The sequence below is a fragment of the Cypionkella sp. genome, assembly GCF_028290025.1.
In the GTDB taxonomy this organism is placed as follows: Bacteria; Pseudomonadota; Alphaproteobacteria; order Rhodobacterales; family Rhodobacteraceae; genus Cypionkella.
On sequence record NZ_JAQGKQ010000081.1, the window covers coordinates 43,063 to 69,255 of the forward strand.

Genomic DNA, 26,193 nt, shown 5'->3' on the forward strand with positions numbered 1-26,193 from the left:
GCGGGATGCGGGCCCAAGCTTGCATCAGGACGTCACAACCCGGCCCTTGTCCAGCCGCACCACACGGTCCATCCGGGCGGCAAGCTCCATATTATGCGTGGCGATCAGGGCTGCGAGACCGGTTTCGCGCACCAGAGCCATCAGCGCGCCGAACACCTGATCCGAGGTGGCGGGGTCAAGGTTGCCCGTCGGCTCATCCGCCAGCAGAAGTTTCGGCTGGTTCGCCAGCGCGCGACAGAACGCGACACGCTGTTGCTCGCCCCCCGAAAGCGCCGCCGGACGGTGATTTGCCCGCGGCGACACGCCGACATGCGCCAGCAGATCACGCGCGCGGACTTCGGCCTCAGCCTTCGGTACCCCATTGGCAAGCTGCGGAATAACCACGTTTTCCATCGCGGTAAACTCGGGCAGCAGGTGGTGAAACTGGTAAATGAAGCCGACATCATTGCGCCGCGCCTCGGTCCGCGCCTTGTCGCCCAAACCCACCATATTGCGCCCGCCCAGGGCGACCGAGCCTTCGTCGGGCGTATCGAGCAGCCCCGCGATATGCAGCAGCGTCGATTTTCCGGCACCTGAAGGGGCGACCAAAGCCACCACCTCACCGCGTTTCACCTCCAAAGTTGCACCATGCAGCACATAAACTTCCGAGGGCTTACCACGGTTATAGCATTTCTCAATGCCCGCCAGTTCCAGCGCAAAATCACTCATAACGCAGCGCCTCCACCGGGTTCATTCGGGCCGCACGCCGCGCCGGGAAAATCGTCACGATGAACGACAGCCCCAGCGACAGCGCCATCGCTGAGGCCACATCGCCCAGCTTCAACTCGGCAGGTAGCGCGTAAATCCCACGGATCGACGGATCCCAGACATCGCCGCCCGTCACCAGATTGATCAGCCCGACCACGTCATCAATATAGGTGGCAAACAGGCAGCCGATGATCACGCCCAGAAACGTGCCGACCACACCGGTAAACGCGCCACAGATGAAGAAAATTCGCAGGATTGAGCCTTCTGTCAGCCCCATTGTGCGCAAAATCCCAATATCGCGGCCCTTGTTTTTCACCAGCATAATCAAGCCCGAAATGATGTTCAGCGTCGAGATCAGCACCAGAATCGACATGATCAGGAACATCACATTGTCCTCAATCTTCAGCGCGTTCAGGTAGCTTCCGGCAGAATCCATCCACGTCCACAGCATCGCATCCTGCCCGCCAGCCCCCATCACAGCATCGCGGTAGCTGTCAATTTGCTCAGGTTCCTTAACCATAACCTCAAACTCATCGGCGAGATTTTCACGGTTAAAGAACGATTGCGCTTCGTCAAACGGCATATACATCCGACTTTGGTCGATCAGATAATTGCCCGAGGTGAACACATAAACCACCGGATAGGCGTTAACCCTTGGGCTGGAACCGAACGGAGATTTCACTCCGGTAGGCGAAATCACCCGCAATTTGTCGCCCACCGTCACGCCCAAAGTCCGCGCCAAACCTGAGCCAATCGCAATGCCTTGGTCAAAATCATCAAGGTTTCCATAGGCATCCGCGCCATCGCCAATGCGGGGGATGCGGCGCAGATCGGCCAACCGCAGACCGAACACCTCAGCCCCGCTGGAACCCTCACCCGCCGTCAGCATCACCTGACCTTTGATCTGCGGAGCGGCTTCCGTCACGCCGGGGATCGCGCCAAGCTTCTTCGCAATCGCATCGTAATCGGCGAAGCCCTTCACCATCTGGCCTTCCGCATCGACATGACCCGCCGAATACACCGTCACATGCGCGTTCGATCCAAGGAAAGTTGACACCAATTCGGTGCGAAACCCCGAGCGCACCGCCAGCGTCACGATCAGCGCAAACACCGCCAAAGTGATGCCGATCAGGCTGATCCAAGTCATCACCGACACGCCCCCTTCGGCACGTTTTGCGCGCAAATAGCGCCAGGCAATCATAAATTCAAAGCGGGAGAAGGGGCGGGTCGAGGCCAAGATGCTGCTCTTTCTTTTTCGCGCCAAAGTGCAACGAGAAAGCCGCAGGGTCAAGGAACGCTTGTGTGAGACAATTTCGGCCAGCCTGCGGGTTTAAAATCGGCCAGCATCTGGCTCAGCCCATGTCACAGATCGGTCTGCGGCCCCGGCAATTCTTGCAGCTTCAACTCTGCCGGAGTCTTCCGCCGCAGGATAATATCGCCATTCGGCAGCTTTTCCGGCGCATGATAATTCTGCAAATCATCCATCATTTGCAGAATTTCCATCAGTTTCGGCTGCACCTCTTTCAGCGCGTCTGCCATGTCTTGCAGGTTTGGCTCCACCTGCCCAAGCAGATGATTGAAAAGCAACTTCGCGCCCTCTTGCATCAAATTCAGCCCCCTATCGGCGTCGGAATTGTCCGGCGTTTGAGCCGCGATGGGCGTCGCGAGCAGCAATAGGGCAAGGCACAGGTGCTTCATGCGGAAACTATGCGCAGAACCACGTGGCATTTCAAATCACAAAGCCAGATCCAGCGTCACCGGGAAGTGATCCGAGGCGGAAAGCAGCGCATCCGACAGACCGGGGGCGGCCAGAACGCCGGGATCATTGAACGGATGCCAAATCCGCCAACTCGGTTTCATGGCCGCCAGATCGGGCGAGACCATGATGAAATCGAGCAAAGCTTCAAACAACCGTTGCTGTGGTTGCAGCCAAAACCGCGCCGTGCTGGGCGCTAAGGCATTGGTTTCATTCAACGCCATCTCGGCATTCGGATCATGCAGCGGCACGCGATCACTGCCCTGCCCTAGCACAATCTCAATCCCCGAGCGACCGAATAGCTTTTCAAACTCGTCCAAACCCGGCCCGTCGTTGAAATCACCGAGCACAATCACGCTGTCGCCTGCCGCCAACTGCCGATCCACCCGAGCGCGCAGCCAAAGACATTCCGCCAACTGCTTGCGACGGTTTTCTATCGAAATCCGCTTATAGGCGGCGTCATTTGTGGCTCCATGCGGGGCTTTCGACTTGGCGTGGACCCCAATTAACCGCAATTTGTGGCCACCCGCGGTCGTCACCGCGAGTTCTAACGGTGGTTTTGAGAACCGCACCAGATCGTCAATACCGTCGCCGTTCAAATCCAACCGCAACTGGCTGTCAAAGCGCGGAGCCCCCGGCGCGCCGTGGCTTGGCGCCGGATCGCCCAAAGGATCGTGCTGGGCGGACAGCTTGTCAGGGTCGTATAGAAACGCGATTTCCTGTTCCGTATCAGAGGTATAGCCGATCATCGCCCGCCGCGTCCGCAAACCATATTTCGCGGCAAAAGCCTCTAGCGCGGTCACGGTAGACCTGTGGGCATTGGTGTCCGGCGCTTCGATAATCATTACCGCATCGGCGTCCAGCGCGTTGAACACCACGCCCAAAGCCGCCAACTGCTTGCCCCGGTTGACCTGATAACGCGCCGAAGGGCCATCATCGTCCAACAATCGCCCGCGATCATCGAACAGAGCGTTGAACCATTCGACATTGTAACAGGCGAGCCGAAGATGCTCGGGTTTCGACGGATCGCGACTAAGCTGATCGGTTTTCACTTCGGACGGCGGCGCTTCCTTCACGCTGCGACCTTGGACTGAATCTCGTGCCACGCGGCATTAATCGCGATCAACCTGCGCGTCGCCAGCTGCACCGCCTCGGCCGGAACCCCGCGCGCGATCATCACATCGGGGTGGCTGTCCTTCACCGCCGCCCGCCATGCATTCCGCGCATCGTCGAGACTGGCCTGCTGCGGAATCCCCAAAACCTCGTAGGGATCACGCGGCGCACCATCGACAAAACGCCCGCGCAGCACCCTAAAACAGCGATCATCCAGCCCGAAAATCTGCGCCACATCGCGCAAAAATGCATCTTCGGCCGGATGATAGCTGCCATCCGCCATCGCGATATGAAACAGCCCTTCCAGAATGTCGATCAGCACATTGCGGTCATCCGAACACAGCGGCAATCCCGGTTTATTGAACAATGCCGCAACCTTGCGGGCATACGCATCATAGCCCGCCACATCCTGCCGCGCCAAGTTGTACACATGTGCAGCATTAGCTTCTTCGGCTTTTGAGATCGAAAATATCCGCCGGAACGTCGCAACCTCATCCTTGGTAACTTGACCATCCGCCTTCGCCATCTTGGCGCCTAAAGCGATCACCGCGATGGTAAATCCGACTGACCGCTCAGGTGCAGCACCGCCGCGCAGACGGTCGAAAACAGCCGCCAACCCCTCGCCCGAGGCAAGAGTGGCAATGGCTTCGGAGATGCGGGTCCAGATCGACATGGGTATAGAGTAACCTGTTGCAATGGTACTGTCAGGACAGGAATTTCTGCATCAGCACAAGATCCATAAATCGGCCGAATTTGAAGCCCGCATCGCGAATAATCGCAATCTCGTGATAACCAAGCCCCGCGTGGAACCGCCGCCCCTCGGGGTTTTCGCCCGACACGCCCGCGATCATCTGATGCACCCCGGCAGCCTTCGCATGGGCTTCAATCGCCGCCATAAGCGCCCGCCCGACACCCCTGCCGCGCGCGGTCGGGGCTAATATCACCGAGTGTTCCATGCAGGTCGTATACCCCGGGCCACTGCGAAATTGGCTATAAGTTGCAAAGCCTTGCACACCGTTGTTGATGTAAACCAGGACGCACGGCCGCTCTGCAATCATCGCCACCACGTCGGCTGCAGTCTTCTCCTGACTGTTAAACGTAATCGCGGTATCCCGGATCCAAGGGTTCCAAATAGCCACCAAAGCCGTCGCATCCGCAGCCTGTGCCGCCCGGATCATTCCAGCACGCGCGTCCCATGTGGGGTGCTGAAACGCGCCCGCATCGCCTTCGCCGCGCCTTGCACAATCACCACCCGAGGATCGGCAAACAACCCTGCAAGCGCAGCATTCAGCGCAGCCGCCTCCGGATGCGCTATCTCTAACAACTCCAATCGCACGCGACTTTCCGGCAAAGCCTGCGCCGGATGCAACGTACCGCCCCACTCAATCAGCGCCGGAAAACAGCCGTCAAACGGCAGCTTGCCATTGGCAGGCACCGCCATCTGCCAGCGGTAATCGCCACGCTGCAAGGCCACCGGAATCCCTGCGCCATCGGGGCTAACCGCCACGGCATCACTTATACTATCACAACATACAACCCAGTTTGTCAGCCTCGGCTTCTTCGAAAAGTTGTCTAAATCGAACCATCGCGGCCAAACCGGCGCTTGCTGCGCAGGGTCCGCCGCGATCACCTCTAGGTACAGATCACCCAAGCCCAACAGCCGATTATGCGTGGCCATATGGGGGTGCTGACCACCGCCTGCGAGCCCTACCCCCAACGCGGTTTCCACCGCTTCGACGCCTTCCGCCAAGGTTAAAGCCGACACCGCAAGATGATCAAACCGCAGCATCATGCCATCTCTCCCAACCGCGTCTGCGCCTTCAACGCTTGCGCCAACGAGTTAAACCGCGCCTCGGCCACCTCGCCGAACAAGTCGCGACCTTCTTCTGTCAGGTTCAGTTCCAGCAGTTTCGGCTTCGGTTGCCAGACCAGTTGCCCCGCTCGCCCCGGATCGCCCACCGAAAACATCGCGCCGAACCGCATCGCCTTGCCCAACACCTCGGCGGCGAGCAATTCTTCATCGCTCAGCAGCGTAAACAGCGGCTCCATCCGCGAGCCAGAGCGGTTGTTTTTATAGCGGTGCAGCAAGGCCAGCCCCAAAAACACCCGTCCCGGATGGTCCAAACCGCCCAAATTCGCCCGCGTGGCGTTGTCAAAACACGCCTCAGCCCGGTAATCGGGATGCGCGCGCCACGTCGTGTCATGCAGAAGACACGCCGTTTTGATCAGCCGCAGACGCTCCTCGCTGACCTCCGGGTAAAGCGGCAGCAAAAACTCAAACAGTTTTTTGCCGAAGCCGGGTATCCGCGACGAAATCTGCTCTGCCATCCGGGCCGCTTCAATCAGCGGATCGCGCGCGCGCAGTTTTTCCGGCATCTGCTCGAACAAAAGCCCCTCGCGGATACCATAAGCCGAGACGTCAATTTCCGACGGCTTCAGTATCTTGATCAACTCGCGCAGCACTTCGCAGGCCAGCGGCACCAGCTCCATCCGCTCCACTGAGGTGCCGGTTTTGCTGCGCAACTGGCCCAGATCGTTGGCGGCAATCCAATCGAGCGTTTCCAGTAAGTCCTTGGGAAGCATACGATATTCGTGCAAAACTGTCAGCGGATAGGCGCGGCGTTCCATATCCAGCCGAGCGATCACCCGCCACGAGCCGCCAACCAAATAGATCCGCTCACCTTCGGAATTAAGCTGCGCCTGACAATCTTTCAGGATGCGTTCAATATGCGCCACGCGCTTTTTGGGGTTATCAGACACCTGCTGCAACCGGAACGGCCCGAGCGGCGTCGAGACGCGTTGACCGACGGTGCCGCCGCCGATTTTCGCCAATTCCATCGAGTTGCCGCCGATATCGCAGACAATCCCCCGAGCCTCGGGCCAACCCAAAAGCACGCCTTGCGCCGACAAGCGGGCTTCTTCGTCACCATCGACCACCCAGATTTTCAGACCGGTCTGCGCCAAAACCTCAGCCTGAAATTCGGGACCATCCTCGGCCTCGCGCGCCGCAGCCGTGCCGACCACCGTCAGGGTCTCAATGCCCATGCTCTTGGCCAGCAACGAAAATCTCTTCAGCGCCACCAGCGCCCGCTTGCGCCCCGAGGGGTTCAGCCTGCCGGTTTCCGCCAGTCCTTTACCCAAGCCGCACATCAGTTTTTCGTTGTAAAAATACGCGGGCGACCGCGCAGCACCGTCAAACACCACCATCCGCACCGAGTTTGAGCCGACATCCACCACCCCAACGCGGCTCAGCGCGCGCGCCGAAGGGTCATCAAATAGCGGGCGGCCAAACGGCCCATGGTCGTCGTCATGCTCGTCAATCATCGTTTTTCCGTTCAGGTATTTAGCAATATCAAGCCCTTAGGCGAGTTTACGCACGTCTTTCGCGCCAGCCGTGCCACGACCTGACAGCGAGGGATTCTCCATAAAGAAACGGTGACAGTTGAACGCGTTGCCGTCCACTGGCGGATGCTCCCGCTTGTACGCGCCGCCCGGCTGCAACACCCAGGATTGTGTTTCATCGGCCAAATTTGCGGCCATGATCTGCCCAACAATTTGCGCCTGCACCGTCGGGTTGTGGATTTCGACCAGCGTCTCGACCCTGCGCGTCAGGTTGCGGCCCATCCAATCAGCTGAGGATATGAACACCCGTGCCTGTTTTGACGGCAGGCCATAACCGTTGCCAAAGCAGACAATCCGGCTGTGTTCCAAGAACCGCCCGACGATGGATTTCACGCGAATGTTCTCTGACAAGCCCTTGATTCCAGGGCGAACTCCGCAAATGCCGCGAATGATCAGGCTGATCTTTACCCCGGCTTTTGAGGCCGCATAAAACGCGTCAATCACGTCGGGGTCGATCAGCGAATTAACCTTGCCCCAGATCTCCGCAGGCCGCCCCGCTTGCGCATGGACCGCCTCTGCCGCGATCATCTCTAGCAGTCGCGACTTCAACGTAAACGGAGAAATCGCAAGGTTTTCAAGACCTTGAGGCTCCACATAGCCCGACAGATAGTTGAACACCCGCGTCGCATCACGCCCCAAGGCGGCGTCACAGGTGAAAAAGCTGAGGTCGGTATACACTTTCGCAGTTATCGGATGGTAATTTCCGGTGCCATAATGCGTGTAGGTCACCAGATTTTCGCCCTCACGCCGCACAACCGTGCTGATTTTGGCGTGGGTTTTGTAATTCATAAACCCGTAAACCACATGCGCGCCGGCACGTTCCAACCGGCGTGACTGACGGATATTCGCCGCCTCATCAAACCGCGCTTTCAGCTCCACCAGTGCCGTCACCGACTTGCCAGCCTCGGCCGCTTCACACAAAGCAGCAACAATCGGGCTGTCCCACGAGGTGCGATATAGCGTCTGTTTGATCGCCAAAACATTCGGGTCGCGCGCGGCTTGTTCGAGATAATTGATAACCAAATCAAAGGTTTCGTAGGGGTGATGCAGCAGAATGTCTTTCTGCTTGATTGCGGCAAACAGATCGCCGTCGTGGTCTTCCACCCGCTCTGGCACACGCGGTTTGAAGCGTGGCCACAACAGATCTGGACGCTGTGACAGCACCAGTTCCTTGAGATCAGCGACGCCCAAAAGCCCGCGCACCTCTACCATTTCATCGGGCGTGACGCCCAATTCTTCCATGATCAACGCGCGCAACTCAGGCGGCGCACCTGACGAGAGCTTCAGGCGAATAACCTCACCGCGCCTGCGCCTTTTCAGCGCCGTTTCAAATTCGCGCACCAGATCTTCGGCCTCGTCTTCAACCTCAAGATCGCTGTCGCGCAGCACGCGGAACAGACAGTGGCCCCGGTCTTTATAGCCCGGGAACAGCATGTCGAGATGGATTAGCAGCAGTTCTTCCAGCGGCAAAAACCGATATTCACCATCTTTATCTGGCAGTCGCACAAACCGCGCGATCTGCTGCGGGATCGGCAACAGCGCCTGCAGCGTGCGATGATCGGTCTCGCGCTCCAGTTGCAACGCCAGCGAAAATCCGGCGTTTGGGATGAACGGAAACGGATGCGCCGGGTCAATCGCCAAGGGTGACAAAACCGGGAACACCTTGTTCAGAAAGTGATCTTCCAGAAACTTAAGATCGCGCATCGTGAGCTTAGACCGCGTCAGCAAGGTGATCCCCTGCACGTCCATCTGCTTTTTCAGCTTGTTGAACACCGCCTGCTGGGTGTGCATCAAGCGCCGCGCATTGGCGTGGATCAGCGTCAACTGCTCGGCAGCGGTGCGGCCATCCTCGGACAAAGTCTTGTTTTTCGCCCGCATCCAAGCCCGCAAGCCCGCCACCCGCACGGTGTAAAATTCATCGAGGTTGGTGGCCGAGATCGACAAAAACCGAAGCCGTTCCAGCAAAGGCACTGCCGGGTTCGAGGCTTCATCGAGCACCCGCCAGTTGAACGCCAGCCAGCTGAGCTCACGGTTGAAAAACCGACGCGGGCCGGTGATTTCAGCCTCGGGCACCTCAACGGGTGCTGCGAACGGGGTTTTGAGAAAGTCAGATTGGGTCATCGGGCCTTCATGCAACTAGGGCGTAACAGCAAGGTGACACTGTCTCACCGACCATCGGGCAAGTCCAGCACCTCGGCGGCCAATGCCCGTGAGATCGGTCGGCCGAGCGCAAGCGCGCGGGCATCGAGAAACTTCACCCATTCGCGCGCCGCGGCAAAAGACCGGTCCATCCGCGACACCAAAAAGCTGATCAGGTTCGGTGCCACCACGATCTGACGGTCGGCGAACAGCTTGATCAGCACCGCCGACAGTAGCATATCATCGGGCGGATCAAGCTGCGCCACGCTCGCCGCCTGCATCCGGCTGAGCAGATCCGGCAGCCGCAGCCCCCAATCGCGCGGCGGAGTGGTCGCCGTCACCAGCAACCCCTTCCCCGCGAGCAGATTGTGCAGATGGAACAGCGCCACCTCGGCCTCTGCATCCCCCGCAATCCGATCCGCGTTCTCAATGGCCACCGGACCTTCAGCCAGATCGTGCAGGTCGGCGTCTATCAATTTGGCGGCTGAGACCACCTCAGCCCCCGCCATTTCAGCCCAAACATGCGCGAGATGGGTTTTGCCCGCACCTTCCGGCCCAACCAGCAGCAACTTGCCCTCCGGCCAATCGCGCCACGCCTCAACCGCTGTCAAAGCTTGTTTATTGGCTTCAGACACGAAGAAATCTGCCCGCCGAAACGCCTCGCCGCTTGGCAAATCAAAAGCAAGTTGACGGCTCACCGAACATCCTCATCAACCACCCGATCCACCGCATTTGGACCGGTAACACCTTGATACAAAACGCTTGCCTGATATTGCGCCATCGCAAACCGGATCAGCACGCCCATCGCTGCTGCCACTGGAACCGCCACCAACATGCCGACAAAGCCGAACAAAGACCCGAACACCGACAGCGCGAACATCAGCCAAACCGGATGCAAGCCCACCGACTTGCCGACCAGTTTCGGCGTCAGAACATTGCCTTCAAGGAACTGCCCAACGGCAAAAACCCCCGCCACCAGCCCAATCGACACCCAATCGCCCCAAAACTGAAACAGCGCCAGCCCAATCGCCAACGCTCCACCCAGCAGCGCACCGACATAGGGAATAAAGGTGATCGCCCCGGCAATCGCCCCCACCACCAGCCCAAACTGCAAGCCCACCAGCATCAGCCCGGTGGCATAATACGCGCCCAACGTCACGCAAACCGTAAGCTGGCCGCGCACGAAGGCCGACAAAGCGTCATTGATCTCGCGGGCCAACCGGCGCACCACCGGGGCATGATCGCGCGGCAACATCGCGTCAATCCGTGCCACCATATGATCCCAGTCGAGCAGCATGTAAAACGTCACCACCGGCACCACGACGATGAACACCACCGCCGACAGCAAGCTTAAAGCCGAGGTCAAAACCCCCTGCGCCAAAGCCGCGCCCTTGGCCTGAATAGCCGCACCAATTTCGGCCAAAGTGGTTCGCATGGTCGAGGTGCTGTCGGTAAGTTCGGGGAATTTCTCAATCATAAAGCCCTGCAGCCGCCGCGCAATCTCGGGTGCCGCGTTGATCAGGGCCGAGGTTTGCTGGATCAGCGTGGGGATAACCGACAACACCAACAAAACCATCGCAAGCAGGCCGACCAGCGTGATCACCGTGGTGGCAGCCACACGGGAAAGTCCCAGTCGCTGCAACCGATCCGCCACGGGATCAAGGAAATAAGCCATAGCCCCGCCGACCAGAAACGGCAGTATCACCGAGCCTAAAAGCATCAGTAGCAAAAACAGCACCACCAAAGCGATGCACCAGTATTTCACCTGCTCGCGCACCGGAAGTGCCATTTGATCGCCCCTTTTAACTCGCCCGACATATCGCCTCTGGACGCTGACGTTGCAAGAGATAGGCGCGAGAGGATGAGAGATCGGGGGCGCAATCACCGCGAAAACCGACAATATCCCTGCGAAAAGCTTTGAAACGGCCCATAAGCAGCTGCTTATGCCCGCGAAACTAAGCCCGAAGCCAATAGAATTGCCGCTTAAAGCCGGCCAGTTCAGGTCAAGCCCGCCGCCATCTTAACGCTGCGACGGGCTGAATGGCAGCTCGCCCACTAACCCAAGGCTACCGAAATCGGGGCCTCCTTAAAGGAACACAAAATGTCTCGCACATTGCTTCTGACCCTCGCCCTGCTCGCCACCCCTTTTGCCGGCTTGGCGATGCCCGCTGTCGGCGATATCGTCGGGTCCAACGCTGAAACCGTCAAAGCCGCGCTGGAGAAGGCTGGCTGTCCGGTTGATATGTTTGAGGCCGAAGACGGCAAAATCGAAGCCGTCTGCACCGATACCGCGACCGCCAAGAAAATGGATGTCGCTATTGACCCAGCCAATGGCGCGGTTGTTTCGATCAAAGAGAGCAACGATTGATGGCCGAAACAGCAATGGGGGGCGCTCGCCCCCCAACCCCGCGCCCCCCTGCCCTGTGGGACCGCATTGTGCGGCTCAGCCACTGGGGCATCGTCGTCGTCATTCTGGCCAACGAGGTGTTTACCAAAGGCGGCAGCCCGCTGCATGTCTGGTTTGGCTGGGGTGGGCTTGCCCTGCTTGTGCTGCGGCTAGCTTGGGGCATCATCGGCAACCCCGAGGCGCGATTTTCGGCGTTTCCGCCCAACCCGCTCGCTGCCCTGCGCCACCTGAAACTGCTGCTGATCGGCAAACCGCGCAGTTACGCCAGCCATAACCCGGCAGGCGCGATGATGGCTTACGCTTTATGGGCCTGCATCGGGATCATGGTCGCGACGGGTCTGAGCATGTCCGGTGCCAACCCGTTTGCGGTGGCCGCGCGCCAAGCGATCATCGACCAAGGCGACTGGTCGCAACTTGTGAAAACCGGCGACGCGGGCGAGGATGAAGCTGACGGCTGGGTGAAAGATGTGCACGAGACCACCGCAAATCTGATCTTGCTGCTGGTGGCGCTGCATATCGGCGGCGTTGTGGTCGAAAGTATGATAATGCGGCACAATCTGGTTCCGGCGATGCTAATGGGGCGCCGCAAAGACCAAGCTGCGCTGAACGGAAAATTGGGGAAGTAGCCACGAGATGAGCTTTCTAGCCGAATTGAAAGACAGCAAGGGCGGCCGCCCCGCCGTGCTTGCTTTGGTTGTCTTGTTGCAAACCTCAGCGGCGGTATTTTTCGTGGCCAACGTTGTCAACGAGGGCTCCGAAGATGGCTTGGGGCCGCAACTTTGGATGCAGGCGCTGGTGACACTGGCGCTGATCGTGGGGGTGGTGCTCGGCACTTTGGAATTGCGCCGCGCGCTTAACCATCAGCAGGCGCAAGACGCCACAATCGCCAAGGCCAGCGGCGAGATGCATCAGGTGATCCAAGCCCAGTTTGAGGCTTGGCATCTCAGCACTGCCGAGCGCGACGTCGCTTATCTCGCGCTCAAAGGCTCGGATGTGGCGGAAATCGCCAGCGCGCGTAACGCAGCCCCCGGCACCGTGCGCGCGCAATTATCCGCGATCTACAGCAAAGCCGGGATCAGCGGCCGCGCTCAATTTGCCGCGCATTTCGTAGAAGACCTACTTGCCGAAGGCTTGCCGGGTGAGCCTGCGGCGTCCTGATCGCACGGTTTTGTCAAATTGAACCGTGACTACAGCTCACCCGCAAGCATCGCCATGCGTTAACAAAGCCTTAACGCGCGGTGCAACCCATTGAAAACATGGCCACCCCTAGCCTGTCCACGCATGGACACCCCATATTCCCCCAAACCCCGCGCTTGCCTGCCCCCCGTCAACCCGTTAGGAAAGCCCAAACCCCAATCCATGAGGCCGCGATGCGCGTTTCCCGTTACTTTATGCCCGTCCTGAAGGAAAATCCCGCCGAGGCGCAGATCGTCTCGCACCGCTATATGCTGCGGGCGGGGATGATCAAACAGCAGGCGGCTGGCATATATTCGTGGCTGCCGCTCGGCCTGCGGGTGCTGAACCGCATCCAGACCATCGTGCATGAGGAACAACAACGCGCGGGGCATATTCCGCTGCTGATGCCCACCCTGCAACCCGCCGATCTGTGGCGCGAGAGCGGTCGATATGATGACTACGGCCAGGAAATGCTGCGGATCAAAGACCGTCAGGATCGCGAGATGCTGTATGGCCCGACGAATGAGGAGATGATCACCGACATCTTCCGCGCCCATGTCAACAGCTACAAAGACCTGCCGCTGACTTTGTATCACATCCAGTGGAAGTTCCGCGACGAGATGCGGCCACGTTTCGGCGTGATGCGGGGGCGTGAGTTCCTGATGAAAGACGGCTATAACTTTGACGTCGATAAAGCCGCCGCCCTGCACGCCTACAACCGCCATATGGTCAGCTACCTGCGCACCTACGAACGCATGGGCCTGACCGCGATTCCGATGCGCGCAGACAGCGGCCCGATTGGCGGCGAGGACACGCATGAGTTCCTCGTGCTGGCAGCGACGGGCGAGTCCGAGGTGTTCTTCGACAGTGCCGTCACCGACCTGCGCCTTGGCAACCGTGAAGTTGATTACGACAACCGCGAGGAAGTCGCATCGGTCTGCAAAGAGTTCACCACCTTGTATGCGCGCACTGACGAGACCCACGATCAGGCGTTGTTCGACGCCATCCCGGAAGAGCGTCGCAAAGTCGCGCGCGGCATCGAAGTCGGTCAGATTTTCTACTTTGGCACCAAGTATTCTGAAGCCATGGGCGCTACCGTGGTCACCGCAGACGGCTCCAAAGTTCCGGTTGAGATGGGTTCGCACGGCATTGGCGTCTCTCGCCTGCTCGGCGCGATCATCGAGGCCAGCCATGACGACAAGGGCATCATCTGGCCGGAGGGTGTGACGCCGTTCCCGGTTGGCATCGTGAACCTGAAACAAGGCGACGCCGCCGCCGATGCGGCTTGCGAAGGTCTGTATAAAGCCCTCGCCGCCAAAGGATTGGAAGCTTTGTATGATGACCGCGAGGAACGTGCGGGCGCGAAGTTTGCCACGATGGACCTGATCGGTCTGCCATGGCGCATCACCGTCGGCCCGCGTGGGTTGGCGAATGGCGTGGTGGAATTGACCTCGCGCCGCACCGGGGTGTCAGAAGAACTGACGCCAGAAGCCGCCGTTGCAAAGCTCGTCGAGATTTACGCAGGCATCTGAGCCAACCCGAAGACAACAAACGGCCTCCGCTTCGGCGGAGGCTTTTTGTTGCGAGCCATCGCGGCAGCCGTCGAAAATTTAAACTAAGCGGTTGCCGCCCGCGCCATACACCCTATCCTGCGCCCAAAGCAGGCGGCTAGAGGATGGTTTTGAGCGGATGGTTCTAACAAATGTTCTGGTCTGTGCGACCGTGCTTCTGGTGGCAGCCACGCTGTTGCCGATGCTGCAAACAACGCTCTGGTGGGTGCGCGCGCTAGAGTTTCCCCGCGTGCAGATTGTCAGCCTGCAAGCGCTGACATTTCTCGCAGCACTTGGGTTAGGCAGCCAAAGCGGCCTCGTGATTATGCTGGTGCTGGCCGCCGCCATGGCATTACAAATCCTGCACATCTGGCCATTCAGCCCGCTATGCGCCAAGGAAATGCAAAAGGCCCAGCCCGGTGCAGCCCAAAATCAGGTGACCTGCCTCGCGATCAACGTGCTGATGGAAAACACCAATCACGCCGCCGTCTTGGCCGAAATCGACCGGCTCGACCCCGATGTGCTGTTCTTGATGGAGACAGATGCTGCGTGGAATACCGCCGTCACCCCGGCGCTTTCGGGCTATCCAACCGTGCTGCGTGAGATCAAAGACAATTACTACGGCCTGATCTTTGCCACCCGGCTTAAAGTGCGCAGCGCCCGCGTCTCTTATCTTTCGGTCGAAGACACGCCTTCGGTGCTGGCTGAACTCGAAGCCCCAGACGGCACGCCGTTCCGTTTTGTCGGCCTGCATCCGAAACCCCCGGTGCCGGGTGAAGACACCGAAGGCCGTGATGCCGAGGTGGCGTACGCCGCTCGCCATGCCCGCGATACCGATCTTCCGGTGATCACGATGGGCGATTTCAACACCCCGGCTTGGTCGCAAATCTCGCACCGCTTCAAGGCCGTTGGTGGCTATCTTGACCCGCGCGTCGGGCGCGGTCTGCTGTCGAGCTTCGATGCACGGCGCTGGTGGATGCGGATGCCAATTGACCAGTTTTATGCCACCGAAGACGTCAGTCTCATCAGCTTTCAGCGCGGCAACTTTGTCGGCTCCGATCACTTTCCGATGTCAGCCAAAATCCGCTTCAACGATCCTGACACCGCCCGTCAGCTTAATCGCCGCGTCACCGCCTTGCCCGACGCCGAGGAAGCGCGCATCCTACAGGCGATTGAGCGGCAGGGCAGCCGCCTCAGTCAGATCATTCGCCCGACCACCCCGCCGCTGCTGTAAACTCGGCGCCACCATTCTAGGAGCATCATCATGGACTATCGTCGCTTGGGAAAATCTGGCCTGAAGGTCTCGGAGTTTTCGTTCGGCTCGTGGGTGACTTTCGGCAAACAGGTCGATGGCAATGATGCCAAGTCATTGATGACAATAGCCTATGACGCGGGCGTCAACTTTTTCGACAATGCCGAAGGCTATGAGGCGGGCAATTCTGAACTGGTGATGGGTCAGGCGCTGAACAGCCTTGGCTGGACCCGCGACAGCTATATCGTGTCGTCGAAAGTGTTCTGGGGCGGCGAGAAACCCACCCAACGCGGGCTTTCCGCCAAGCATGTGACCGAGGCGGCCCACGCCGCTTTGCGCCGTTTGCAGGTCGATTACCTCGACCTTTACTTCTGCCACCGCCCTGACATTGACACCCCGATTGAGGAAACCGTGCGGGCGATGCACAACCTGATCACCCAAGGCAAAGTGCTGTATTGGGGCACCTCGGAATGGTCGGCGCAGCAGATCACCGAGGCGCATATGGTCGCCCGCGCCGCTGGTCTGACCCCGCCGACGATGGAGCAACCGCAGTATAACCTGTTTGAGCGGCAGAAGGTTGAGGCTGATTACGCGCCGCTTTATGACAGCGTTGGGCTTGGCACGACGATCTGGTCGCCGCTCGCCTCGGGCATTCTGACCGGCAAATACAACGCGGCGATCCCGAACGACAGCCGGATGACCCTGCCCGGCTATGAATGGCTGCGCGATATGCTGGCCTCGGAGGCGGGGCAGGCCAAGCTGGCAAAAACCCGCAGCTTGAGCGATCTGGCGGATAAAGCGGGCCTGCCGCTGGCGCATTTGGCGCTGCTCTGGTGTCTTGCCAACCCGCGCGTCTCAACCGTGATTTTGGGTGCCTCGCGCGCCAGCCAGCTTAGCGATAACCTTGAGGCGTTGAAATCCAAAGCCAAAATGACCCCCGAAGTGATGGCCGAGGTTGAGACGATCATGGCCAACAAACCAACGGCGGCGCAAAGGTTCTGAGGCTCTCAGATTGACCAGCTCGCGCAGTTGGGCAAGGTTGCGAGGGGGGCTAGCCCCCCTCAGACCCCCCAGGATATTTGAGCACAGAGGATGACCATGAGCAAAGCTTTGATCACATGGGGCGGCTGGGATGGCCATCAGCCGGACAAAGTCGCGGCGTTGTTTGCAGAGATTTTGCAAGCCGAGGGTATGGAGGTTGAGGTGACCGATAGCCTTGGCTGTTTTGATGACCCCGGGCGGCTTGAGGGGCTAAGCCTGATCGTGCCGGTCTGGACGATGAGCAGTATTGCACAACACCAATCCGAAAACGTCGCCGCCGCCGTGGCTGCCGGAGTTGGCCTTGCGGGCTGTCATGGTGGTATGTGCGACGCCTTCCGCGCCGATGTGCTTTGGCAATTTATGACGGGCGCGCAATGGGTTGCGCATCCGGGCAATGACGGTGTGAACTACCGCGTCCGTATGGTGTCGGATGATCCTCTGGTCGCAGGCATCGCCGATTTTGACGTCGCGACCGAGCAATATTACCTGCACACCGACCCCGCTGTGCGCGTCCACGCCGTCTGCGATTTCCCGGTAGTAGATGGCCCGCACGCAGCCAACGGCCCGGTGGCGATGCCGGTGGTGTTCAGCAAACTTTGGGGGCAAGGCCGGGTTTATTACAACGCTTTGGGCCATCAGGCCGACGTGATCAACCACGGCCCGGCGCGTGAATTGCTGCGCCGTGGGCTGTTGTGGGCGGCGCGCTGAACCTTCCAACGCCGCGCTGTAAAAAAGAAAAAGCCTGCGGCGGGGATATTTTTACCAATGCGAAAGCGGCTTCATCTTGGCCTAGATACTCCCGCCGGAGGCACGCTATCCCCGAGCCGCGCGGATCAGCGCAAGAATATCCTTCGCCGCCGTAGGAATGTTCGTCCCCGGCCCGAAAATCGCCTTCACCCCGGCGTCATAGAGGAACTGGTAATCCTGCTGCGGAATAACCCCGCCGCAGATCACCAAAATCTCCCCTGCCCCCGCATCGCGCAGCGCCTGCACCAGTTTCGGGGCGAGGGTTTTATGCCCAGCGGCTTGGCTTGAAATGCCCACCACATGCACATCATTGTCGATGGCGTCTTGTGCGGCCTCCTGGGGCGTCTGGAACAGCGGCCCGACATCGACGTCGAAGCCGATATCCGCAAACGCCGTGGCGATCACCTTGGCACCGCGATCATGGCCGTCTTGGCCCATCTTCACCACCAACATACGAGGACGCCGCCCCTCCTCCTCGGCAAAAGCCTCTACATCGGCCTGAATGGCCGCAAAACCCGCGTCGCCCTCGTAGGCCGCACCGTAAACGCCCGCCAAAGTTTTCACCTCCGCCCGATGCCGTCCAAACACCTTTTCCATCGCCATGCTGATCTCTCCGACCGTCGCCCGGGCCCGAGCGGCCTCCACCGCTGCTGCCAGCAGATTGCCGTCATGCCCCGCGATCCGGGTCAACTCGTCCAACGCCGCCTGACATGCGGCCTCATCCCGGGCAGCCCGCGTCGCCTGCAACCGTTCGATCTGTGACAGCCGCACCGCCACGTTATCAATGTCGAGAATCTCAATCGCGTCCTGCTTATCAAGCCGATACTTGTTCACCCCGACCACCACATCTTCACCACGATCAATCGCCGCCTGCCGCCGCGCCGCAGACTCCTCAATCCGCAACTTTGGCATTCCGCTCGCGACAGCCTTGGTCATCCCCCCCATCGCCTCAACTTCCTCGATCAGCTTCCACGCTTCCTCGGCCAGTTGCGCGGTCAGGCTTTCAACGTAATACGACCCCGCCAATGGATCGACGACATGGCAAATCCCAGTCTCCTCTTGCAAGATCAACTGGGTATTCCGCGCAATCCGAGCCGAAAATTCCGTAGGCAAAGCAATGGCTTCGTCGAGCGCATTGGTGTGCAGACTCTGCGTGCCGCCCAGCACAGCCGACATCGCCTCATACGCCGTGCGGATGACGTTGTTGTAAGGGTCCGCCTCTTGCAACGACACGCCAGAGGTCTGGCAATGCGTCCGCAACATCAGCGAGCCTTGGTTTTTCGGCTGAAACTCCGACATGATCCGGTGCCAAAGCAGCCGAGCGGCGCGCAGTTTCGCGGCCTCCATGAAGAAGTTCATCCCAATCGCAAAGAAGAAACTCAAGCGTCCGGCGAAGTCATCGACATTCATCCCGCGCGCAATCGCGGCGCGGACATATTCGCGACCATCGGCCAAAGTATAGGCCAATTCCTGCACCAAATTCGCGCCGGCTTCCTGCATGTGATAGCCGGAGATGGAGATCGAATTGAACTTCGGCATATGGGCGCTGGTGTATTCGATAATGTCCGCGATGATCCGCATCGAGGGTTCCGGCGGATAGACATAGGTGTTGCGCACCATGAACTCCTTCAGAATATCGTTCTGAATGGTGCCAGAAAGCGCCGCCCGCGACACGCCCTGCTCCTCTCCCGCAACGATAAAGCTGGCGAGGATTGGGATCACCGCCCCGTTCATCGTCATGGAAACGCTGACTTTATCCAGCGGGATGCCGTCGAACAGGATCTTCATATCCTCGACGCTATCAATCGCCACTCCGGCCTTGCCGACATCGCCCTCAACCCGAGGATGGTCGCTGTCATACCCCCGATGCGTCGCCAGATCGAACGCCACCGAAACCCCTTGCTGCCCCGCCGCCAAATTCTTCCGATAGAACGCGTTGCTTGCCTCGGCTGTTGAGAACCCCGCATATTGCCGAATGGTCCAAGGTCGCCCCGCATACATCGTCGCCTTCACGCCACGGGTGAACGGCGCAAACCCCGGCATCTCACCCATTTGCGGCAGACCTTCGACGTCGGCGGCGGTATACAAAGGCTTCACCGTGATGCCCTCAAGCGTCTGCCAATTCAGGCTTTCCGGGTCGCCGCCCTTCATTTCTTGAGCGGCCAGCGATTTCCATGCATTGAGATCGGTCATGTTGGTTTCCTTGAACGCAGAGGTCCGGCTTTGCGGCGCGCCGGGGGTTTCACACCCCCCCGCACCACCGTTTGGGAGTTTAGGAACAAGTGAAACTACTCAAATTCCATAATCACTTCATCGACCTTCAGGCTGGTGCCCGCCGTCGCACTGACCGATTTCACCACACCGCGCCGCTCAGCTTTCAGTATGTTTTCCATCTTCATCGCCTCAACCGTCGCCAAAGCCTGCCCCTCTTGCACCTCGTCCCCCACCGCGACCATGATCTTGGCGATCAGACCGGGCATCGGGCAAAGCAGGAATTTGGAGGTGTCTGGCGGCACTTTCTCGAGCATCAGTTTGGCCAATTCCGCCTGCCGTGGCGTGCGCACATGCACCTTCAGATCGGCCCCGCGCAGGCGCAGGCGGAAGCCGCCGCTGATCTTGCCGACCTTCATCACCAAAGGCTCGGCATCGACCATCAGGCTGGCCAACGTCTGCCCCGGCGTCCAGTCAGAGGTCACGCGCAAGCTTCTGCCATCATCCAGCGTTACGGTCGAACCCGCAGGATCAGCAGCGATTTTCACAACATGCTCAACGCCTTGCAGCGTCACCACCCAATCATCGCCGACCCGGCGTTCGTGATTGTCCATCGTACCGCTGATGCGGGTGCGCCGAATTTCAGCCACCCTGTTCATCGCGGCAGCAGAGGCGGCGACCCGCGCCAATGTATCCGCATCCAAAGTCGCACCTTGGAAACCTTCGGGATATTCCTCAGCAATAAACGCCGTGGTGATATTGCCCGACTGAAACCGAGGATGCTCCATCACAGCGCCAACGAAGGGCAGGTTGTGGCCGATGCCCTCCACTTCAAACGTATCCAAGGCCAGCCGCATTTCTTCAATCGCATCCGCCCGGGTCGGCCCCCAAGTGCAGAGCTTGGCGATCATCGGGTCGTAGAACATCGAAATCTCGCCGCCCTCAAATACCCCAGTATCATTGCGCACGATGCCACCGCGCGGCGTGGTGCCTTCAACGGGGGGCCGATAGCGGCTTAGCCGACCAATAGAGGGCAGGAAGTTGCGATACGGGTCTTCGGCATAGAGACGGCTTTCCATCGCCCAGCCGTTGATCTTCAGATCGCTTTGCGCAAACGGCAGCTTCTCACCGTAAGCCACCCGGATCATCTGTTCGACGAGATCGACCCCGGTGATCAGTTCGGTGACGGGATGTTCCACCTGCAACCTTGTATTCATCTCAAGGAAGTAGAACTTCCGCGCGCCATCGACGATGAACTCCACCGTCCCTGCCGAAGTATAGCCCACCGCACGCGCCAAAGCGCAGGCTTGCTCGCCCATCGCGCGGCGCGTCGCCTCGTCCAAGAACGGCGACGGCGCTTCCTCGATCACCTTCTGATTTCGGCGCTGGATCGAGCACTCGCGCTCGTGCAGATAGACAATATTGCCGTGCTTATCGCCGAGCACCTGGATCTCAATATGACGCGGTTGGGTGACAAATTTCTCAATAAAAATCCGGTCATCGCCGAAACTCGCGGCCGCTTCGTTCTTCGACGACTGAAAGCCCTCGCGCGCTTCCGCATCATTCCAAGCGATCCGCATCCCCTTGCCGCCGCCGCCAGCACTCGCCTTGATCATCACCGGATAGCCGATCTCACCGGCGATCTTGACGGCATGTTCGGCATCATCAATCAGCCCCATATGCCCCGGCACGGTGGAAACCCCCGCAGCCATCGCCAGCTTCTTCGAGGTGATCTTGTCGCCCATCGCCTCAATAGCCCCAGACGGAGGCCCGATGAACACCACACCAGCAGCCTCCAAAGCCGCCGCGAAGTTCATGTTTTCGCTCAGAAAACCATAGCCCGGATGCACCGCCTCGGCCCCCGAAGCCTTCACCGCCGCCATGATCTTGTCGATCACGATATAAGACTGCGCCGCAGGCGATGGGCCAATGTGAATGGCCTCGTCCGCCATCTTCACATGCAAGGCGCCCCGATCGGCATCGGAATACACCGCCACCGATCTGATCCCCATTTTGCGCGCGGTCTTGATCACGCGACATGCGATCTCGCCCCGATTTGCGATCAGGATTTTCTTAAACATGGCGCTCCCCCCTTTGCATCCGGGCTGGGCCATCAACCGGAACGCATAAAACAAAACGGCCAGTCAGGGGATCACCCAGACTGGCCGTCATAACGTCAGAATTTGCCGCGACTGCGGCGATCAGATCAGTAGCAGGGTGGCAGGCCAATGTTGACGCCGCAAGTTGCTGCACCTGCAAGGCCGCCGATGACAGCGCCGGTGACGGCGTTGTTGCCGGTAAGGTCAGCGATAGCAGCACCCCCCGCAGCGCCAGCCAGGCCGCGCGAAGCGGGATCCTGCAAGCAGCCAGCCAGAGGCATGGTGAGAATGGCGAGAAGAAGAAGGGATTTACGCATATGAAACTGCCTCTTGGTTTTGTTGTTCTGTGCGGCGATTCTACAGAATCCAGCGGGGAAGCAAACTGAAAAAAGCGTGTGCTGGCGCGAAAGGCAACAACCCGCCGCAGAATGTCTTGTGCGGCGGGCGAATGTGACGCCGAAAAAAACGGCCCGACCCTAGCGGAGTCAGGCCAAAGGGTAGGGAAAGGGTAACAGTCACGCCCGGGGCTTTGCAGTGCAGGCGATGCCCAACGCGCCCGACAATCATCGCCGAAGCGGTCCCGCCGCGCAAAGCCGAATTCGGCGCGACCAAAGCTCTGCGCAAACTTCTGCCAAGATGCCAAGGGCTTGCGCGGAATCATGCCCAACCCTTTAGCGCCCAGCCATTTGCTGCCCGACCCTGTCCCATGTTTCAGTCTTGATCCTCGTCGTCGTCCCAATCGCCGAAATCCATCGGCTCGGCATCGGCGGCAAAAATCTCGGGAAACGAGACTTGGGCGACTTTCAAATTGATCTTCAACAGCGCATCGTAAGACGCCGGATCAAACGGGTCTTCGGCGGGCACCACCTCGCGGCCAAACAGCCACGACAGCCGCCCCGCATCTAGATTGCCACGCTCAAAAACTTCTTCGCCGAAACAAGCCCACAACGCGGCCATAAAGCCCTTGTCAGCCGCACGATCGGCGCTTTTACGATCTGCAAATCGTTCGCGCTTGATGATCTTCGCAGCGCCCGCCTTCATATTGGCGCGACGGATCACAAACTGAAAATCAGTGCCGGTCAGGCGGCCCGGAAAACCGCGATGCTTCAGCATGACACCACCTCAGCGTTGCAAGTGGCGAAGGATTTGCTGGCAAAGTTTGGATTGGCAGAGATTGCGCTTGCAAAGGCGGGGCCGTAACCCCGCCCTGCGCTATTATTTATAAGTGCCAGTATCGGTCGGCTCAACCGAAACGTCAGCCACCGGCTCGGTGACGACGACTTCTTTCTTGGCGCAGGCCGCGAAAGCGGTAAGGGCGATGAAGGCGACGATGGTTGCGGAACGCATGAGGTACTCCATGTTGCGTCATTGTTGACGCTGGCACCATAGGCGAGCCCTGCGAGGGCTGCAAAGCCCATCCGCGACGCTAGGACAATTTTTGCCGACAGCGCAAGCCGCGCCGCGCAAGCCACTCTTTTGAATAGAAAAAGGGCGGGCCAGGCCGTCAGGCCCAAAAGCACCCGCCCCTTGGTGTTACTTGTATTTGCCGGTGAAAACAGGCTCTTCAGTGACAGCCGGTTGGTCCACGTAAACCACGTCTTCGGCTTTTTTGGCGCATGCGGCCACGAAAGCGACCATGCACAGTGCCAGTACGGTAAACTTAGTGCTCGACATCCTCTACTCCATTTATTTGCGGGAGGCGTGCTTTGTGCCGCCCCCTTGTGCGAGGTAAAGACCGCTTGGGTTCGGCCTACATGAACTCTAGCCGATAAACTGCGGAATAGACACGCAATTTCGCTAAATGCCAGCAGCTGTGGCAAGGCTACATCAGCCCTTGGTTGTGAGGATGCGCTAAGCGCTAGATTTTGTGCTTTCATCAAAAAGCCTCCCATATACAGGCATCACCGTCGATCTGGTATGCCTCAAAAAACTGTGTGGCCTCGGGGGCAGCCTCACCAAACGGCACATCGCGGTCGGCAAGTGAGATGATAATCTGGCTTGGGCGCGGCCCGGTTGAGGCCACACGTGGCAGAGCAAAGCTGTTGCACAGATGTTCCATATCCACCGTTGCCACATCATAATCCACCGAACCGCCGTGCTTGGCGATCGCCGGCGCCACAAAGCGGAACCGCGCTACCAGACCGGTCGTTCCCGGCGCATTCATCACAACCTCAACAAACCGCACCGCTTGCCCCGAAGGCACGTTGATCGCCTCGGGCGGCGCATCCCCAAGTGCCCAAGCCGGGGTCGCAAGCATCAGCCCCATCACCGCTATCTCGAAACGCAAAACCCCGACCTCCGCATATTCTCAGACCTGTCCTGCTCATAAGCCGCAAGTTTCCGCTTCGCCAAGCGCCTTCGCTGCAAGATCGCAAAATTTAACCTCAATAACGCCAGCCGAGCGAACGCCGCGCACCAGCACTCCGATCCTTACAATGGAATATTATCGTGCTTCTTCCATGGGTTCACCAGTTTCTTACTGCGCAAAGACGCAAAAGCCCGTGCCACCCTACGGCGCGTCGAATGCGGCATGATGACTTCGTCGATAAAGCCTTTTTCGGCCGCCACAAACGGGTTGGCAAACCGATCTTCGTATTCCTTGGTCAGCCGCGCAATTAACTCGGGTGATTAACCGCTATTAATAATCTCCACCGCACCCTTCGCCCCCATCACCGCAATCTCTGCCGTCGGCCACGCATAGTTGAAATCGCCGCGCAGATGCTTCGACGACATCACATCATATGCCCCGCCATAGGCTTTGCGGGTGATCACCGTGACCTTCGGCACCGTCGCCTCACCGTAGGCAAACAGCAATTTGGCTCCGTGCTTGATCACGCCGCCCAACTCTTGCGCCACCCCCGGCAAGAAGCCCGGCACATCAACCAGCGTCAGGATCGGTATCTCAAACGCATCGCAAAACCGCACAAACCGCGCGGCCTTGCGGCTGCTGTCAATGTCCAAGCACCCCGCAAGCACCATCGGCTGATTGGCAACGACGCCGACCGATTGCCCCTCAAGCCGGATAAACCCCGTGATGATATTGGCGGCAAAATCGCGTTGGATCTCAAAGAAGTCGCCCTCATCGGCCAGTTTCTCAATCAACTCTTTCATGTCGTAAGGCTGGTTCGGATTCTCCGGGATCAGCGTATCCAAACTGGACTCCAACCGCGCCGGATCATCGAAAAATGGCCGCACCGGAGCTTTCTGCCGATTGTTCAGCGGCAGGAAATCCACCAGCCGCCGCACCTCGGCCAAAGCCTCCACATCATTCTCAAACGCACCATCCGCCACCGACGATTTCTTGGTATGGGTTGACGCCCCACCGAGTTCCTCAGCCGTCACCACCTCATTGGTCACGGTTTTCACCACATCTGGCCCGGTGACGAACATGTAGCTCGAGTCCTTCACCATGAAGATAAAATCCGTCATCGCAGGCGAATAAACCGCGCCACCGGCACATGGCCCCATGATCACCGAAATCTGCGGCACCACGCCCGACGCCATCACATTGCGCTGAAACACCTCCGCATAGCCCGCAAGCGAGGCCACCCCCTCTTGAATCCGCGCGCCCCCGGAATCGTTCAACCCAATCACCGGAGCACCATTCTGCATCGCCATATCCATGACCTTGCAAATCTTCTGCGCATGGGTCTCCGACAAAGACCCGCCAAACACCGTGAAATCTTGGCTAAACACATAAACCAGCCGCCCGTTCACCGTGCCCCAGCCCGTCACCACACCATCGCCCGCCGGACGATCCGCCTCCATGCCGAAATCCGTGCAGCGGTGGGCCACAAACATGTCGAACTCCTCAAACGAGCCCTCGTCCAGCAGCAACTCGACCCGTTCCCGCGCGGTCAGCTTGCCCTTGGCATGTTGCGCGTCAATTCGGCGCTGCCCGCCACCCTGCCGCGCCACATTGCGGCAGTCTTCCAACTGTTGCAGGATGTCTTTCATCGCACGCTCCCTCAGATCTCCGCCACCATAGCGCCCCGACCCGCGCCCGACTAGCGCAACCTCGAAACTATGCAAACCATACGCAGCCATTCTCTCGTTAATTGCAAACCTGCAAATTTGCCCCGCCCGACCTTCCGCGCTACAACCCAGCGCATATAACCAAGCATAACACCGCGAAAGCCATCATGCCCACCCTCCCCGTCCCCCTCGTCACCATCGGCCTGCTCACTTTGTCGAACGTTTTCATGACCTTCGCTTGGTATGGCCACCTCAAACACAAATCGACCGCCCTGATCACGGTGATCTTCATCTCATGGGGCATCGCGTTCTTTGAGTATTGCCTGATGGTCCCCGCCAACCGCATCGGTTCCAGCATTTATAACGGAGCCCAGCTGAAGACGATCCAAGAGGTCATCACCCTCTCGGTTTTCGCAGTGTTCTCAGTGTTCTACCTGAAAGAGCCGCTCACCTGGAACCACGCCCTAGGCTTCGCCTTCATCGGCCTCGGAGCCTTCTTCATCTTCCACAAATGGTCCTGACCCAAGCCTAAGCCCCCCAAATCGCCAAACCACAAGGTCATCCTCTCTGCCCAAATA

25 protein-coding genes and 2 pseudogenes are annotated in these 26,193 nt (G+C 59.1%); 8 read left to right on the forward strand and 19 right to left on the reverse strand.

Translation table 11 applies throughout. The annotated features are described in order from the left end of the window. Window positions 1-24: 24 nt before the first annotated feature. From JWS10_RS13220 to JWS10_RS13270, 11 genes are all read right to left on the reverse strand, one after another. Entirely contained in the window at window positions 25-708 is a 684-nt protein-coding gene (locus JWS10_RS13220) for an ABC transporter ATP-binding protein (RefSeq protein ID WP_299508133.1), read from the reverse strand. Then, window positions 701-1,987, reverse strand: coding sequence for a lipoprotein-releasing ABC transporter permease subunit (locus JWS10_RS13225; RefSeq protein ID WP_299508209.1), 1,287 nt, complete (start codon window positions 1,985-1,987; stop codon window positions 701-703). The genes JWS10_RS13220 and JWS10_RS13225 overlap by 8 nt, the downstream gene beginning before the upstream one ends. Window positions 1,988-2,109: 122 nt before the next feature. Next, window positions 2,110-2,475, reverse strand: coding sequence for an AAA+ family ATPase (locus tag JWS10_RS13230; protein ID WP_299508135.1), 366 nt, complete (start codon window positions 2,473-2,475; stop codon window positions 2,110-2,112). Window positions 2,476-2,481: 6 nt separating this feature from the next. Further along, entirely contained in the window at window positions 2,482-3,555 is a 1,074-nt protein-coding gene (locus JWS10_RS13235) for an endonuclease/exonuclease/phosphatase family protein (RefSeq protein ID WP_299508210.1), read from the reverse strand. A gap of 20 nt (window positions 3,556-3,575) precedes the next feature. After that, a complete protein-coding gene (locus JWS10_RS13240; RefSeq protein WP_299508137.1) occupies window positions 3,576-4,289 on the reverse strand; it encodes a molecular chaperone DjiA in 714 nt (237 codons plus the stop codon). Window positions 4,290-4,320: 31 nt separating this feature from the next. Then, window positions 4,321-4,794: a GNAT family N-acetyltransferase gene (locus tag JWS10_RS13245; protein WP_299508139.1), complete on the reverse strand. Its 474-nt coding sequence runs from the start codon at window positions 4,792-4,794 to the stop codon at window positions 4,321-4,323. After that, window positions 4,791-5,408: a VOC family protein gene (locus JWS10_RS13250; protein ID WP_366943542.1), complete on the reverse strand. Its 618-nt coding sequence runs from the start codon at window positions 5,406-5,408 to the stop codon at window positions 4,791-4,793. Before JWS10_RS13250 ends, JWS10_RS13245 begins: the two co-directional genes overlap by 4 nt. Beyond that, the gene (locus JWS10_RS13255; protein WP_299475024.1) at window positions 5,405-6,940 is read right to left on the reverse strand and encodes a Ppx/GppA family phosphatase; all 1,536 of its coding nucleotides are present in this window, start codon (window positions 6,938-6,940) and stop codon (window positions 5,405-5,407) included. Before JWS10_RS13255 ends, JWS10_RS13250 begins: the two co-directional genes overlap by 4 nt. A gap of 36 nt (window positions 6,941-6,976) precedes the next feature. Continuing rightward, a complete protein-coding gene (locus JWS10_RS13260; protein ID WP_299475027.1) occupies window positions 6,977-9,139 on the reverse strand; it encodes an RNA degradosome polyphosphate kinase in 2,163 nt (720 codons plus the stop codon). 44 nt (window positions 9,140-9,183) lie between these two features. Then, the gene (locus JWS10_RS13265; protein WP_299475030.1) at window positions 9,184-9,855 is read right to left on the reverse strand and encodes a chromosomal replication initiator DnaA; all 672 of its coding nucleotides are present in this window, start codon (window positions 9,853-9,855) and stop codon (window positions 9,184-9,186) included. Continuing rightward, complete coding sequence (locus JWS10_RS13270) at window positions 9,852-10,946, reverse strand: AI-2E family transporter (protein ID WP_299475033.1); 1,095 nt, start codon at window positions 10,944-10,946, stop codon at window positions 9,852-9,854. The genes JWS10_RS13265 and JWS10_RS13270 overlap by 4 nt, the downstream gene beginning before the upstream one ends. A 312-nt stretch (window positions 10,947-11,258) precedes the next feature. On the opposite strand from JWS10_RS13270, the gene JWS10_RS13275 reads away from it, so the two are divergent. The 7 genes from JWS10_RS13275 (at window position 11,259) to JWS10_RS13305 (ending at window position 17,291) form a co-directional block, all read left to right on the forward strand. Next, window positions 11,259-11,525, forward strand: a complete 267-nt coding sequence (locus JWS10_RS13275; protein WP_299508141.1) for a PepSY domain-containing protein — start codon at window positions 11,259-11,261, stop codon at window positions 11,523-11,525. Then, the gene (locus JWS10_RS13280) at window positions 11,525-12,190 is read left to right on the forward strand and encodes a cytochrome b/b6 domain-containing protein (protein WP_299508143.1); all 666 of its coding nucleotides are present in this window, start codon (window positions 11,525-11,527) and stop codon (window positions 12,188-12,190) included. Before JWS10_RS13275 ends, JWS10_RS13280 begins: the two co-directional genes overlap by 1 nt. Window positions 12,191-12,197: 7 nt before the next feature. Beyond that, window positions 12,198-12,722, forward strand: coding sequence for a LuxR C-terminal-related transcriptional regulator (locus tag JWS10_RS13285; RefSeq protein ID WP_299508145.1), 525 nt, complete (start codon window positions 12,198-12,200; stop codon window positions 12,720-12,722). A 212-nt stretch (window positions 12,723-12,934) separates the two neighbouring features. After that, window positions 12,935-14,272, forward strand: coding sequence for a proline--tRNA ligase (proS, locus tag JWS10_RS13290; protein ID WP_299508147.1), 1,338 nt, complete (start codon window positions 12,935-12,937; stop codon window positions 14,270-14,272). A gap of 157 nt (window positions 14,273-14,429) precedes the next feature. Continuing rightward, window positions 14,430-15,524 (forward strand): endonuclease/exonuclease/phosphatase family protein, encoded by a 1,095-nt coding sequence (locus JWS10_RS13295; protein WP_299508149.1) that lies wholly within the window; start codon window positions 14,430-14,432, stop codon window positions 15,522-15,524. Window positions 15,525-15,554: 30 nt separating this feature from the next. Then, window positions 15,555-16,544: an aldo/keto reductase gene (locus JWS10_RS13300; protein WP_299508151.1), complete on the forward strand. Its 990-nt coding sequence runs from the start codon at window positions 15,555-15,557 to the stop codon at window positions 16,542-16,544. Window positions 16,545-16,640: 96 nt separating this feature from the next. Then, window positions 16,641-17,291: a ThuA domain-containing protein gene (locus tag JWS10_RS13305; protein WP_299508153.1), complete on the forward strand. Its 651-nt coding sequence runs from the start codon at window positions 16,641-16,643 to the stop codon at window positions 17,289-17,291. Between the two features lie 105 nt (window positions 17,292-17,396). Here the strand turns inward: JWS10_RS13305 and scpA are convergent. From scpA to JWS10_RS13345, 8 genes and pseudogenes are all read right to left on the reverse strand, one after another. After that, window positions 17,397-19,532, reverse strand: a pseudogene (gene scpA, locus JWS10_RS13310) (methylmalonyl-CoA mutase); the annotation flags it as partial. Window positions 19,533-19,618: 86 nt separating this feature from the next. Further along, the gene (locus JWS10_RS13315; RefSeq protein ID WP_299508155.1) at window positions 19,619-21,622 is read right to left on the reverse strand and encodes an acetyl/propionyl/methylcrotonyl-CoA carboxylase subunit alpha; all 2,004 of its coding nucleotides are present in this window, start codon (window positions 21,620-21,622) and stop codon (window positions 19,619-19,621) included. Window positions 21,623-21,747: 125 nt separating this feature from the next. Further along, the gene (locus tag JWS10_RS13320; protein WP_299480639.1) at window positions 21,748-21,957 is read right to left on the reverse strand and encodes a hypothetical protein; all 210 of its coding nucleotides are present in this window, start codon (window positions 21,955-21,957) and stop codon (window positions 21,748-21,750) included. A 394-nt stretch (window positions 21,958-22,351) separates the two neighbouring features. Beyond that, window positions 22,352-22,753, reverse strand: a complete 402-nt coding sequence (locus JWS10_RS13325; RefSeq protein WP_299480642.1) for a hypothetical protein — start codon at window positions 22,751-22,753, stop codon at window positions 22,352-22,354. Window positions 22,754-22,855: 102 nt separating this feature from the next. After that, complete coding sequence (locus tag JWS10_RS13330) at window positions 22,856-22,987, reverse strand: hypothetical protein (protein WP_299480645.1); 132 nt, start codon at window positions 22,985-22,987, stop codon at window positions 22,856-22,858. Between the two features lie 186 nt (window positions 22,988-23,173). After that, window positions 23,174-23,314, reverse strand: coding sequence for a hypothetical protein (locus JWS10_RS13335; protein WP_299480648.1), 141 nt, complete (start codon window positions 23,312-23,314; stop codon window positions 23,174-23,176). Between the two features lie 202 nt (window positions 23,315-23,516). Continuing rightward, window positions 23,517-23,927, reverse strand: a complete 411-nt coding sequence (locus JWS10_RS13340; protein ID WP_299508157.1) for a DUF6497 family protein — start codon at window positions 23,925-23,927, stop codon at window positions 23,517-23,519. Between the two features lie 143 nt (window positions 23,928-24,070). Further along, window positions 24,071-25,597: pseudogene (locus JWS10_RS13345) on the reverse strand (acyl-CoA carboxylase subunit beta). 185 nt (window positions 25,598-25,782) lie between these two features. On the opposite strand from JWS10_RS13345, the gene JWS10_RS13350 reads away from it, so the two are divergent. After that, window positions 25,783-26,136, forward strand: a complete 354-nt coding sequence (locus JWS10_RS13350; protein WP_299508159.1) for a DMT family protein — start codon at window positions 25,783-25,785, stop codon at window positions 26,134-26,136. Window positions 26,137-26,193 lie beyond the last annotated feature (57 nt).

What these genes read in the sequence shown, in the direction of transcription:
- JWS10_RS13220 (WP_299508133.1), bottom strand. Translation starts at nt 708, where the DNA reads ATGAGTGATTTTGCGCTGGAACTGGCGGGCATTGAGAAATGCTATAAC.
- JWS10_RS13230 (WP_299508135.1), bottom strand. Translation starts at nt 2,475, where the DNA reads ATGCCACGTGGTTCTGCGCATAGTTTCCGCATGAAGCACCTGTGCCTT.
- JWS10_RS13240 (WP_299508137.1), bottom strand. Translation starts at nt 4,289, where the DNA reads ATGTCGATCTGGACCCGCATCTCCGAAGCCATTGCCACTCTTGCCTCG.
- JWS10_RS13245 (WP_299508139.1), bottom strand. Translation starts at nt 4,794, where the DNA reads ATGATCCGGGCGGCACAGGCTGCGGATGCGACGGCTTTGGTGGCTATT.
- JWS10_RS13250 (WP_366943542.1), bottom strand. Translation starts at nt 5,408, where the DNA reads ATGATGCTGCGGTTTGATCATCTTGCGGTGTCGGCTTTAACCTTGGCG.
- JWS10_RS13255 (WP_299475024.1), bottom strand. Translation starts at nt 6,940, where the DNA reads ATGATTGACGAGCATGACGACGACCATGGGCCGTTTGGCCGCCCGCTA.
- JWS10_RS13260 (WP_299475027.1), bottom strand. Translation starts at nt 9,139, where the DNA reads ATGACCCAATCTGACTTTCTCAAAACCCCGTTCGCAGCACCCGTTGAG.
- JWS10_RS13270 (WP_299475033.1), bottom strand. Translation starts at nt 10,946, where the DNA reads ATGGCACTTCCGGTGCGCGAGCAGGTGAAATACTGGTGCATCGCTTTG.
- JWS10_RS13275 (WP_299508141.1), top strand. Translation starts at nt 11,259, where the DNA reads ATGTCTCGCACATTGCTTCTGACCCTCGCCCTGCTCGCCACCCCTTTT.
- JWS10_RS13280 (WP_299508143.1), top strand. Translation starts at nt 11,525, where the DNA reads ATGGCCGAAACAGCAATGGGGGGCGCTCGCCCCCCAACCCCGCGCCCC.
- JWS10_RS13285 (WP_299508145.1), top strand. Translation starts at nt 12,198, where the DNA reads ATGAGCTTTCTAGCCGAATTGAAAGACAGCAAGGGCGGCCGCCCCGCC.
- proS (WP_299508147.1), top strand. Translation starts at nt 12,935, where the DNA reads ATGCGCGTTTCCCGTTACTTTATGCCCGTCCTGAAGGAAAATCCCGCC.
- JWS10_RS13295 (WP_299508149.1), top strand. Translation starts at nt 14,430, where the DNA reads ATGGTTCTAACAAATGTTCTGGTCTGTGCGACCGTGCTTCTGGTGGCA.
- JWS10_RS13300 (WP_299508151.1), top strand. Translation starts at nt 15,555, where the DNA reads ATGGACTATCGTCGCTTGGGAAAATCTGGCCTGAAGGTCTCGGAGTTT.
- JWS10_RS13305 (WP_299508153.1), top strand. Translation starts at nt 16,641, where the DNA reads ATGAGCAAAGCTTTGATCACATGGGGCGGCTGGGATGGCCATCAGCCG.
- JWS10_RS13315 (WP_299508155.1), bottom strand. Translation starts at nt 21,622, where the DNA reads ATGTTTAAGAAAATCCTGATCGCAAATCGGGGCGAGATCGCATGTCGC.
- JWS10_RS13320 (WP_299480639.1), bottom strand. Translation starts at nt 21,957, where the DNA reads ATGCGTAAATCCCTTCTTCTTCTCGCCATTCTCACCATGCCTCTGGCT.
- JWS10_RS13325 (WP_299480642.1), bottom strand. Translation starts at nt 22,753, where the DNA reads ATGCTGAAGCATCGCGGTTTTCCGGGCCGCCTGACCGGCACTGATTTT.
- JWS10_RS13330 (WP_299480645.1), bottom strand. Translation starts at nt 22,987, where the DNA reads ATGCGTTCCGCAACCATCGTCGCCTTCATCGCCCTTACCGCTTTCGCG.
- JWS10_RS13335 (WP_299480648.1), bottom strand. Translation starts at nt 23,314, where the DNA reads ATGTCGAGCACTAAGTTTACCGTACTGGCACTGTGCATGGTCGCTTTC.
- JWS10_RS13350 (WP_299508159.1), top strand. Translation starts at nt 25,783, where the DNA reads ATGCCCACCCTCCCCGTCCCCCTCGTCACCATCGGCCTGCTCACTTTG.